Source organism: Dendrosporobacter quercicolus (genome assembly GCF_900104455.1).
GTDB classification, from domain to species: domain Bacteria; phylum Bacillota; class Negativicutes; order DSM-1736; family Dendrosporobacteraceae; genus Dendrosporobacter; species Dendrosporobacter quercicolus.
Map to the genome: position 1 here is coordinate 1 of NZ_FNHB01000022.1, position 11,254 is coordinate 11,254.

Below are 11,254 nucleotides of genomic sequence, written 5' to 3' on the forward strand. Positions count from 1 at the left end.
GCCATCGGAGAGACCGGGGTAACCGGAGAAACTGGAGCAACAGGGGAAACAGGAGCTACCGGGGAGACTGGAGCGACGGGAGCCATCGGAGAGACTGGAGCAACGGGAGTTACCGGAGCTTCGGCAGACACGAATGTATGTTTAATGACCAGCAGTTTGGGCAATATCAATACAACAATTACTCCTGATGAAGGCGGCGGGAACAATCAGGCAATTGGCGGCGTTATTTTTGGCGGAGATATGGATAGAGTTGTCTCTCATGCCGCAGCCTATGTAATCCAGGTCGGGGCTGGTACGGGTCAGTTTCAAATTGCCGTTTTGCAGGCGACGTCAAATTCTACCGCTCAGGTAATCGGCATAACGGCTATCGCAACAACAATCAGCGGCGGTTTGGAGGTTCTGCCGTTAATTGCACCAGTCACCCTATTAGGCAATCAACTGTATTATCTTGCCGTGTATAATCAGGTGAACGCCTCCCAGCTCGGTGCTGTGGTGGCCGGAACCAATACAGTGGCGGATGCCCCGCCGATTAACTTCAGAGAACAAAATCTGAGCGGCTTTACCATTGGTCAAACGATAAGCACCAGTGATGTGAATTTATGGAAGACTCCATGGCTGGCGGTATTAGAATAGAAAGATCGGAGTTCCTGTCAAAACCTGCAGCGCTTTGGCAGGAGTTTTTCTGTCTGAATCGGAATATTTCAGGGAAGGCGGAGGTGGTAAGATGCAAAGCGGCTTGTTCAGTAAAGTCAGCGCTCACGAGAAAAATCCCAATTGGGAGCAGCAGGTCAGGCGAATAACGCCGATCTATAAAAAAGCCGATGATATTCGCAGCCAGTTTGCCCGTGATTACACCCGGATTTTACACAGTACGGCCTACCGGCGGCTGAAAAACAAGACCCAGGTATTTTTTGCCGCCCGGCATGACCATATTTGCACCCGGATAGAACATGTCAATCATGTTGCTTCCGTCAGTTACACCATCGCCAGGTTTCTGGGCCTGAATACCGAACTTACCAACGCCATCGCCATCGGCCACGATTTGGGCCATGCGCCTTTCGGGCATGCCGGCGAGGAATTCTTAAAGGAAATTGTCAAACAGGAACTGGGCGCGACTTTTTGGCATGAACGCAACAGCCTCAGGTTTGTTGACAAATGCGAGACGCTGACTGACAATGAGGGGCTGGAACGAAATCTGAATTTAACGTATGCCGTCAGGGACGGTATTGTCTGCCATTGCGGCGAGGTGGATGAAAATTCGATCTTTCCGCGGGCGGAAGCATTTGATTTATATTGTATTGAAAAGAGCAGCCAGTGCGCGCCATTTACCTGGGAGGGCTGCGTTGTTAAGATTTCCGACAAAATTTCTTATCTGGGGCGGGATATTGAAGACGCCCTGCTGCTCAAAATTTTAACAGATAGTGAAATCCGTGAACTGGTAAACATCGGCCGGCAGTTTGGCGCGTTTGAGGCGAATGAGATCACCAATACATTATTAATGCACGATTTTATTATTGATTTGTGCAAGACAAGCTCCCCGGACCGGGGTATTGCTTTTTCGCCGCAATACCTGGATTTGATCAATGCGTTAAAAGCGTTTAACTACCGTTATATTTACCGGCATGAACGGCTGAATATTTATAAGCAGTATGCCCAGCTGGTTGTGGAGAGTATCTATCAGACGCTGAAGAGCGCCTACCGGGGGACGGAAACGCCGGCTGAGCTGGAGCGCTATGCCGTGATTTACCCCGTACTGGCCCATAACTTTAGAGAGTGGCTTGCCAAGTATGCCCGGACGGAAGAAAGAACGGCGAAATATCAAAATGAGGTGCTGTATTGCCTGGAAAAGCGGCAGGATTATATTCAGGCTATTGTGGATTACATTTCTGCAATGAGCGATAATTTCGCCATTACACTGTTTAACGAAATTACAACCTTTTGAGGTGACGGCGATGAGTCATTTTTTTGCATTCCTGTCCCGGATGAAATTTATCCGGCGCTGGGGACTGATGAGAAATACGGTGTCCGAAAATATCCAGGAGCACAGCCTGCAAGTGGCAATGCTTGCGCATGGTCTGGCTGAAATTCGCAATACCTGTTTCGGCGGGCAAATTGACTCCGGCCAAGCGGCACTATTTGGTATGTATCATGAGGTGTCGGAGGTTTTTACCGGCGACTTGCCTACGCCGGTCAAGTACTTCAATCCCCGGATAAAGACTGTATATCAGGAGATTGAGGGCATGGCGCAGCGGAAACTGCACCAGATGCTGCCTGAGCAAATGAAAAACGGTTATTCCCGTATCCTGATCCGTCAGCCTGAGGATGCTGAATTATGGCGGATTGTCAAAGCGGCGGATAAAATCAGCGCGTATTTGAAATGTGTGGAGGAACTGAAAGCCGGCAATCAGGAATTTGCAGTTGCCTGCAGGCAGATTAAGCAGGAGCTGGCGGAAAACGATCTGCCGGAAGTGGCGTTTTTTATGGAGGTTTTTGCGCCGGGATTTTCACTGACTTTAGATGAACTAAATAATAACCCCAAAGGCTAGCTGACCCGCCAGCACTTTTCCCCTGGCGGAAGTTTGCCGTTATACCGTTTTGTTAGGAAAGAGGCTGTTAAGACCTGCCGGGAGTGCATGATGATGATAATTGCAAGCCGCGCCGGGAATAATAGTACTGCAGTCTGGCGGCCAATTTGACATTCTTTGAAGAATAGACGGTCAAATTTTAAAAGCATTGTTCTTTTGTACAGGAATAGCCTGCTTTCGTCGCGAATAGTATCATCAATAGAGAAGTGCGAGGTGATGGTGTGTTTTCTTGTCGTAATTTCCGCAAGATTGCTGTGCTGCTTCTGGCCTTGTTGCTGCTTGTTCCCTTCGTGGGTTACAGTGCAGCTTCCGCTCCGGTGCTTATTGTCCAGATTAAGGGTGACATTGACGGGGGCCAGGCAGCGCTTTTGCACAGAGCTATGCTTGACGCAAAGCGTTTGGAGGCTAAAGCGGTCATTGTTGAAATAGATACTTTTGGCGGCTTGGTTGACGCGGCTGTCAGTATCCGGGATTTGCTGATTGATTCGCCAACGCAAACCATTTGTTATATTCGCAACCGGGCCTGGTCGGCCGGAGCTTTAATCGCTCTTTCCCATAAGCATCTGGCCATTGCCCCCGGGGGCAGTATTGGCGCGGCCGAACCCATACCCACAACGGAAAAAACGGTTGCCGCCCTAAAGGCGGAATTTGCCGCCACCGCCAACCGGACGGGCCGCAATCCGCGTATCGCCGAGGCGATGGTGGATAAGAGCCTGGGCTTTCCCGGTTATGCTGAACCAGGCCAAATTCTTGCTTTGACCGATTACCAGGCCATTGAGGTGGGGTATGCCGATGTTGTCGCCGAAAACCGGGACAGTTTGTTAAAGCATTATGGCCTGCAGGATGCCCCGGTCATTGAATATAACTCTGAGTGGCCGGAAAAGCTGGCCGGCTGGCTGTCCAACCCGGCGGTAAAGTCCATGCTTGTTTCGCTTATTTTCCTAGCCATTCTTACGGAGATTAAAACCGCCGGCTTTGGCGGTGCGGGACTTGTCGCAATTACGGCGGCGGCGCTGTTTTTCGGCAGTCAATGGCTGACAGGCCTGGCCGGAATGGTGGAAATTCTCTTGTTTCTTGGCGGTATTGTCCTCCTGGTGGTGGAATTGTTTGTGCCGGGAGCAGGGATCTTTGGAATATCCGGACTTGTCGCCATTTTGGCAAGTATTTTTCTGGTCCTGGGAGGAAATTTGCAGGCGTTGAGCACGATGTCAATGAGCCTGATTGTGGCGGTCATCCTGTTTTTATTCATTGCCAAGCGCTTGCCCAACAGTAAACTCTGGTCACTTTTGGTGTTGAAAGAGTCGGAAACGACACAGGAAGGCTATGTCAGCGCCAATGATTACCGTATTTATTTACATAAAAACGGAGTAACCGAAACTTTTCTGAGGCCTGCCGGTACGGTTAACATTGACGGCGTCAAGCTTGATGTGGTTTCCGAGGGCATCTATATTCAGCCTGGAACAAAGGTTACTGTCATTGCCGTTCAGGGCAGCCGGATCGTTGTTCGGCCGATTGAATAAAAAATAGGAGGTAGATTCATGTTTGAATTAATTTTGCCCTTGTTTGTTGTGGTCATTGTAGCAGCGGCGGCGGTGCTTTTTCTGCATTTTGTTCCGCTGGGGCTGTGGGTTTCGGCCATTGCAGCCGGTGTCAATGTGGGGATTTTCACTTTGGTGGGAATGCGTTTGCGCCGTGTGCAGCCGGTGAAGATTGTATTGCCGCTGATCAAAGCCAATAAGGCCGGCCTGGTGGTAAATGTCAACCAGCTGGAGGCTCATTACTTAGCCGGCGGGGATGTCGACCGGGTGGTTGATGCGCTGATTGCCGCTCACCGGGCGGAAATCCCTCTGTCCTTTGAGCGTTCGGCGGCTATCGATCTGGCAGGCCGTAATGTACTGGAAGCTGTGCAGATGAGCGTTAATCCCAAGGTGATTGAAACGCCGACCATTTCCGCTGTGGCCAAAAACGGCATTGAATTAAAAGTAAAAGCCCGGGTTACTGTCCGTGCCAATATTGACCGTTTGGTAGGCGGCGCGGGTGAAGCGACCATTATTGCCCGCGTAGGTGAAGGGATTGTTACTACGGTGGGCTCTTCCGAAGATCATAAAGATGTATTGGAGAACCCTGATCATATTTCCAAAACCGTTCTTTCCAAAGGCCTGGACGCGGGAACCGCGTTTGAAATTTTGTCCATTGATATTGCCGACATTGACGTAGGCCGCAATATCGGGGCAGAGCTGCTGACCGACCAGGCGGAAGCAGATAAACGGATTGCCCAGGCGCGGGCTGAGGAGCGCCGGGCTATGGCGGTTGCCAAAGAGCAGGAAATGAAGGCGTTTACTCAGGAAATGCAGGCCAAGGTAGTCGAATCCCAGGCCGAAGTTCCCAAGGCGCTCGCGCAGGCTTTGCGGGACGGAAACATGGGGGTTATGGACTACTATAATATGAATAATGTGCTGGCCGATACGCAAATGAGAGAAACCATTGCCAAGGCGGGGCCGGCCTCTATGCCGGGAGACGGGCATGACAAACCAACTAAGTAGGTGAAATAGATGGAAAATTGGTTTCTTTTCCTCATACCGCTGCTGTACTTTCTGTCCGAAATACTGAGCAGGGCCAAAAGCAGTCCTGAGGCTGAGCCACCGCCGGAAATGCCGGACTACGGATTAAAGAAATTTCCCCCGAAGATGCCGCAGCAGCAAGTTCCAGTACCTGTTGCAGCAAGTCCCAAAGCTCCGCTGGCGGCAAAATTGGCCGACAGCTCCAAGCCTCAGGCCGGGCAAGAGGAAGGCGGCTGGGACAATAAGCTGCATCCTTCTGTTGTGCTCAATGGCGTCATTTTTGCTGAAATTCTTCAGCCGCCGAGGTCTATGCGTCCAATTGAAGCTAGATTTACCCGACGTCGTTAACAAACAAAACGCACCTAGTTATTAATACCTTGACACAGTCAAATATTAGTTATACAACGCATCTTTTTCCGCCCTGCTTCATTGGCGTCGCCTTACAGATTTCCGATCTGCGCGGCTCCTTCGCCACGCAGGAGGAAAAAATCTACGTCGTCTAAGACTAACATCTAACTGTGCAAGGTACTAGGTGCGTTTTGTTTTACATTACAGCATTGAGTCGCAAGCCCTGCAAAGCGGGGTAGCCGTTCTCCCGGCGACTAATTTTTCCCGTAGCGTTACATACATTTCATTTTGCCAAACTTCCTCGACTGAACTGGCGGCTAAATCGCCTAAGGTCATTTTTCCTAAAGCATCATTACAGCATAAACTGACTTTTCCGTCAGGTCGAACGACCATTTGATAAAATGGCCGCAGGCAGCCATAATCTAAGGCAGTATTGCATTCCTCTTTCCGGTTCGGCGCTTGTCCGCCGCGTGTACTTAATACATCGTTCAGCCTGCGCAGCCTGATGCGCACCCGGTCATTATACAGTTTTTTATTTTTTGAAAAATCGTAGATTTCCTTTACCGGCCTGATGAGCTTCAAGCGATCATTATAATTGTCGATGTACATTTGATCAAGGTGCTGCATGATTGTTACAAACTTTTCGGGCGTAAGCAAGGTTCCGTTGGTATAGAGAAAAATGGTGCATTGCGGCAAGTTTGTTTTGGCTATTTTGGCAAAATCGCTGATCCGTTCGTCCAAAAACGGTTCGTTATTGGAGTATAAGCCCACCCTGCCGCTGTAATTACAGCGTTTTAGCTGTTTAACGATAGCGATAAACAATTGCTCATCCATTTTTTTGAATGCACGGGTGTCGGCATTTTTATTTACCGGACAAAAGGAGCAGGTGCTGTTGCATCTATTCATCGTCTCTATTTCAATTGTACGGAACAAGGGATAACTGCCGGCAGCCCTAAATTGAGATAAATGTTCAAGGATAATTTTCTTTACCTTCCGCTGATAATTTTTCCGTTTATACTTTTCCCGTAAATTAAACAACCCTGGCCAGTTGTTTTTAAAGTAATATTTCAGGAGATTTTCGTAATTGATCATCATGGCCGGTAACCTTCTTTCCTTCGAGTTTTTGCTATAATTTAACAATAACACAAAAGTGACTGGACAGTCAAATGCTGTTCTGTGAACAGAAAAAACCTCCGGCAGTTGATGACTGCTGGAGGTTTTCAAAGGTTGCCGGAAGCATTTTAAACGTGAAATACTGCTACTGCGGTTTGCAGGTTTTGAGCGAGTTTGGCCAGAGCCTGGCTGGCGCTGGCGATTTCCTGCATGGAGGCCAGCTGTTCTTCGGTGGACGCTGATACGCTCTGCGCCTCGTTTACCGATTTCTTACTCAACTGGTCGATGTTCTGAACGGAATCTACGATTTGCTGACTGCCGGAGGCCATCTGCTGGGTAGCAGCTGAAATTTCCCGTACCTGCCCTGCTACCCGGGTAACCAGCTCCACAATTTCCTGGAAGGCCGAGCCGGCGGCATTGACCACTTCAGCGCCGATTTTCACCTCTCTGGTGCCGTCGTTCATGGCGATGACCGCCTTACCGGTATCCCCCTGAATTTCACCAATTAATCCGGCAATTTTTTTTGCCGCTTCCTGGGACTGTTCAGCTAGCTTGCGAACTTCTTCAGCGACGACGGCGAAGCCCCGGCCCTGTTCACCAGCCCGGGCTGCCTCAATGGCGGCATTGAGGGCCAGCAGGTTTGTCTGGCCGGCTATTCCGGAAATGGTATCAACAATTTGTCCGATTTCCTTAGAGCGTTCCCCCAATTTGGCTACTACCTGAGCTGAAGTAACAACAGTTGTTTCGATATGGTTCATTTGGTCAACGGCTTTTGAGACGGCGTTCTGACCGTCTTTGGCTTTATCGGCTGCCTGAAGCGACTGGGCGGCCACCTGATTTGCGCTTGCCGCCATCTGCTGGATACCTGCCGACATTTGTTCCACGACGGACGAAGTTTCATTGGCCGCGCTCATTTGCCGGTTAGCGCTTGTAGCGACATCGGTGATTGATTCGGCGATCTGAGCGGCGGCCTGAGCCGACTGGTCGGAACTGGCGGTAAGTTCCTCGCTGGAGGCCGCCAGCTGGTCGGCGTTCAAGGTGATTTGCCGGATGAGGGTTTTCAACTGACCGACCATTGTATTAAAGGAGAGCCCTAATTCGCCAATTTCATCCTGGCGGTCAACCTTAACTTGTTCGGTAAGGTCGCCGCCGGCTATTTTCCGGGCTGTTTCAGCCAGTTGGTTGACCGGCCTGGCAATGCTGCGGGCGGATAAAAAGCCGATTATTGTACCAATAACAGCGGCAAATATTGCGGCTATGACAGCAACCAGCTTTGCTTGCTCGGCATTGGCGACAGCCTCGTCAATTTCAGTGTTAATTTGGTTCAGCCGGAATTTATTATGCTCCTGCAGCTGGGCATTGAGTGCAGCTCCAGCCGGCCCCATTTGTTCGACCAGGAATTTCTGGGCTTCGTCCCGCTTACCCTCCTGAACCAGTTGAACAAAGGATTTGGCTAGTGCGGTATATTGGTCGTCAAGCGTTTTTGTGGCGGAAGAAAGCTTTTCTCCGGTACTGCCGGCAACGGACATTTCAATTAGCTCCGCTTCGCTGGCGGTAGCAGCGGCACTGGCTTTTTTCCATTCTTCCAAGTAAGTGGGATCGCCGGTTATCAGCCAGCCGCGCAGAAAGGATACCTGGGCCGTAGCATAATAGTTTATATTGCTTGTGGTGATGAAACGCGGCAGCATTTCATTTTTTATCACAGTGTTTTTATATGCTGTTTCGTTCACCTTCCAGATGGTGAAGCAAAAGCCCGCAGAGGCTACCAGAACCACCAGTAAAAAAAAGCCCACTGTTTTGATTGTCAAATTCATTCGCAAGATGTTTTCATCCTTTCATTTACCTATGATTTATTTTTGTAAGTATTCTCTTCAGCAGCCTGTTAACGCCTCTAGCGCTGAAGATAGCGTTTTTTGTCGAAAGATAGCGATAGTTATCTGAAATAGATAACTTTATATCCATTTTTTAGTAATAAAAATAATGGAGCGCTTTCAATGCCAAAGCATATGAAAGCGCTCCACTTTATGACCCTGTGCGGTAAGCGGGACTGCGGCCTGCGACCGGGCCTGGGCGGCTTGATCCTATTTGTGCTGATATTCGCTGTTGGCGCCTGAATGTAGTCTGAGCAGCCTGATCGCCATTAACAGGTTTAATTTTTTTGCATAGTTATCGATGGAGGTTCCCAATACTTGTTCGATTTTTCGTTTGCGGAACAAAACGGTTTTTTCGTGAATGTGCAACTGTCTGGTAATGGCGGCAACCGAGCCGGCGGTTAAAATTTGCTCCAGCGTGTCAACCAGCGAGCTTGCCCTGATTTTATCATATGCCAACAGAGCGCCAAGTTCGGTCTGTATAAACGTATGGGTTAGTTCGGAATCACAGCAGGACGCCATAAGCTGTAATATCCCAAGATCCTGCCAGCGGTAGAACGGCTTTCCCTGTTCGGTAACCAGACCGGCGCGCAGTGCAAAGACGGCTTGCTGATAAGCGGGGATCAGATCAGGCGGATTGCCGGTGAGACCGCCGATGCCAATTAAAACCTTGTTGTCGGGAAATGCTTTCCTGGTCAGCGCCAGCAGTATTTCGGCAGTTTCGTCGGCAGGGCTGCCGTTTAAGGACGCCTTGGCGTGCGGGACGGGGATTAGGATGATAATTCCATCCGCTGATTGCCAGGCGATGCCGGACGTCCGGCGGGAGATGTCGAAGATTAGCCGGTCAAGCCTGGCCTGGTATTGCTCCCGGCGAACTTCAGGTTGCCGTTCGTCGGCAACTTCCCTGATCCGGATAATGTGCAGCAGTGAGCTGTCCGGAAAGACGATGCCTGACCGGCAGGCGATTTCCCGCAGCTCCTGCCGGTTGAGTTCGCCGCGGAGCGCTTTATTGAACAGGTCCGTCCGGTACCGGAGTTCGTAGTCCAGGGAAATGGCCTGATTGGTACGGTACAGACTGGTAATGTCAAACCCCACGGATAGCAGCCCGGACGCTTGCGTAACCGGATGTGCATATTTTCGGAACATCCATTGAATCCAGACCTGCTGGCCGTTTGGTAAACGATATTCGTGAATACCGGGTTGGTCGACGGTTGGCGTGACAATGTCAAGTAAAGGGCGGTTTTGGGGATTGCCCAGCCAGGGGCGAAAGAATTTACCGGCTGATTCATTGGCAAATTCGATTTGACCGGCCTTATTCGACCAGAAGACCAGGCCGGGTATATTGTTAAGCAGCAAACGATATTTCTTTTCGTTGCAGCGCACCTCTTCGGCAAGACGTTTTTTATCCGTAATATCTTCAAATGTGCACAGGGCGGCAATAATATTGCGCTGATGATCACGCAGCGGGCGTGCGTTCCAGAGTGTATGTTTTTTCAGGCCGTTTAAGCAGACCACTTCCAGCTCATCGCCTAAGATTTCTTCACCAAGCCAGGCGGCGCGTTGTAGAGGCAGCTCGGCGGGAGCTAACTCCCGGCCGCGGCGGAATATTTTGTAAGGCGGGCGTGCTCCGGCTAAGAACAAGCCGGTACAGGACGCCATTTCTAAAAATTGTGCGGCGGCGGAATTATAGATGATTTCTGTGCAACTGGGATCAGTGGATACACAGGCTTTGCCGGGAATAAACTCAAATATCATACTAAGACCGATTTTCTCTAGCTTCTGTAGGATGTTCATTTCTTGCATAAATTTGCAACCGCCTTCAACAAATAACTTGGGAACAATACTATATTCTGACAGTACAAGAGATACTCCTTGTGTAACTATAGCGTGACTGAATAGTCATATTATAAGTTTTTCGCGGCCTTTACTGTGCTCTTAAGCAAGTACAGCAAAGGCCGCGCAGGGACTTGGATATCAGTTAAAAGGTATTGGCAGGGTTAGCAGCAGCGAGAAGTCTGATTGTCAAACGCGCTGCTTCTCCTTGAGTATTTATTTTCCTAAGCGATTTGCGTAATGGTCAGGTGTGCTGAAACAGGCCTTGTTCCCCCCGCAAGAGGAGTGATGGTTAGTGCTGCCGCATTGCCAGCCGGATTACGTACGGTGAGTATTGAATTGACGGCTGTCGTAGTTACAAGAGCAATTCCTACGATTTGGGATGTTCCTGTTGCTCGACCGGCTACTGTGTAAGCCAGGTCAGCGCCATTAAGAGTTAGAATAAGCTGTCCCGCTTCAGTCACGCTTACCTGAAACAAGATTTGATAAGTTCCGATTGCAGATAAATTAAAGGTACTGGGGCCGGTACGGGCAATGGCAGATCCGCTGACGGGTCCGTCTTGCGGGAAGCTTACGTCTGTACCTGGCGCAACTGTTGCGGCATTATCCGGAGGCATTAAGGCAAAAAAATCTGCAAAATTTAGTATTCCTCCGGTAGCGCCGGTGGCCCCGGTAGCGCCAGCGCCGGTAGCTCCAATAGCGCCAGTGGCCCCGGTAACGCCGGTGGCTCCAGTAGCACCAGCGCCGGTAGCGCCGATAGCTCCGGTAGCTCCAGTAGCGCCAGCGCCGGTAGGTCCGGTGGCCCCGGCAGCTCCAGTAGCGCCGGTAGCGCCAGTGTCTCCGGTAGGGCCGGTGGCTCCAGTAGCGCCAGCGCCGGTAGGTCCGGTGGCCCCGGTGGCCCCGGTAGAGCCGGTGACTCCGGTAACGCCGGTGGCTCCAGTAG

General features: G+C 50.4%; 10 protein-coding genes. 6 read left to right on the forward strand and 4 right to left on the reverse strand.

From position 1 onward, the window contains the following. From BLR06_RS18945 to BLR06_RS18975, 6 genes are all read left to right on the forward strand, one after another. Positions 1–633: collagen-like protein (locus BLR06_RS18945; protein ID WP_139164555.1), on the forward strand; the 633-nt coding region annotated here is incomplete at its 5' end. Positions 634–724: 91 nt separating this feature from the next. Then, on the forward strand, positions 725–1,942 hold the full coding sequence (locus BLR06_RS18950) for a deoxyguanosinetriphosphate triphosphohydrolase family protein (RefSeq protein WP_092075144.1): 1,218 nt from the start codon (positions 725–727) through the stop codon (positions 1,940–1,942). Positions 1,943–1,952: 10 nt separating this feature from the next. Continuing rightward, positions 1,953–2,546 (forward strand): 5'-deoxynucleotidase, encoded by a 594-nt coding sequence (gene yfbR, locus BLR06_RS18955; protein ID WP_092075145.1) that lies wholly within the window; start codon positions 1,953–1,955, stop codon positions 2,544–2,546. 260 nt (positions 2,547–2,806) lie between these two features. Then, the gene (locus tag BLR06_RS18965) at positions 2,807–4,105 is read left to right on the forward strand and encodes an NfeD family protein (protein ID WP_245698235.1); all 1,299 of its coding nucleotides are present in this window, start codon (positions 2,807–2,809) and stop codon (positions 4,103–4,105) included. 18 nt (positions 4,106–4,123) lie between these two features. After that, a complete protein-coding gene (gene floA / locus BLR06_RS18970; RefSeq protein WP_092075147.1) occupies positions 4,124–5,128 on the forward strand; it encodes a flotillin-like protein FloA in 1,005 nt (334 codons plus the stop codon). A 9-nt stretch (positions 5,129–5,137) separates the two neighbouring features. Continuing rightward, positions 5,138–5,494, forward strand: a complete 357-nt coding sequence (locus tag BLR06_RS18975; RefSeq protein ID WP_092075148.1) for a hypothetical protein — start codon at positions 5,138–5,140, stop codon at positions 5,492–5,494. A 201-nt stretch (positions 5,495–5,695) separates the two neighbouring features. Here the strand turns inward: BLR06_RS18975 and BLR06_RS18980 are convergent, their stop codons facing one another. The 4 genes from BLR06_RS18980 to BLR06_RS18995 form a co-directional block, all read right to left on the reverse strand. Continuing rightward, a complete protein-coding gene (locus tag BLR06_RS18980; protein WP_092075149.1) occupies positions 5,696–6,589 on the reverse strand; it encodes a radical SAM/SPASM domain-containing protein in 894 nt (297 codons plus the stop codon). A 146-nt stretch (positions 6,590–6,735) separates the two neighbouring features. Further along, entirely contained in the window at positions 6,736–8,421 is a 1,686-nt protein-coding gene (locus tag BLR06_RS18985; protein ID WP_092075150.1) for a methyl-accepting chemotaxis protein, read from the reverse strand. Positions 8,422–8,688: 267 nt separating this feature from the next. Continuing rightward, positions 8,689–10,281 carry a PAS domain-containing protein gene (locus BLR06_RS18990; RefSeq protein WP_092075151.1) on the reverse strand — a complete coding sequence of 531 codons (1,593 nt, stop codon included), beginning with the start codon at positions 10,279–10,281 and terminating at the stop codon, positions 8,689–8,691. 254 nt (positions 10,282–10,535) lie between these two features. Beyond that, the coding region (locus BLR06_RS18995; RefSeq protein ID WP_217636948.1) for a hypothetical protein at positions 10,536–11,254 on the reverse strand (719 nt) is incomplete at its 5' end.

Excerpts from the sequence above, each read along its gene's own strand:
- BLR06_RS18950 (WP_092075144.1), top strand. The coding sequence starts at position 725 with ATGCAAAGCGGCTTGTTCAGTAAAGTCAGCGCTCACGAGAAAAATCCC.
- yfbR (WP_092075145.1), top strand. The coding sequence starts at position 1,953 with ATGAGTCATTTTTTTGCATTCCTGTCCCGGATGAAATTTATCCGGCGC.
- floA (WP_092075147.1), top strand. The coding sequence starts at position 4,124 with ATGTTTGAATTAATTTTGCCCTTGTTTGTTGTGGTCATTGTAGCAGCG.
- BLR06_RS18975 (WP_092075148.1), top strand. The coding sequence starts at position 5,138 with ATGGAAAATTGGTTTCTTTTCCTCATACCGCTGCTGTACTTTCTGTCC.
- BLR06_RS18980 (WP_092075149.1), bottom strand. The coding sequence starts at position 6,589 with ATGATGATCAATTACGAAAATCTCCTGAAATATTACTTTAAAAACAAC.
- BLR06_RS18985 (WP_092075150.1), bottom strand. The coding sequence starts at position 8,421 with ATGAATTTGACAATCAAAACAGTGGGCTTTTTTTTACTGGTGGTTCTG.
- BLR06_RS18990 (WP_092075151.1), bottom strand. The coding sequence starts at position 10,281 with ATGCAAGAAATGAACATCCTACAGAAGCTAGAGAAAATCGGTCTTAGT.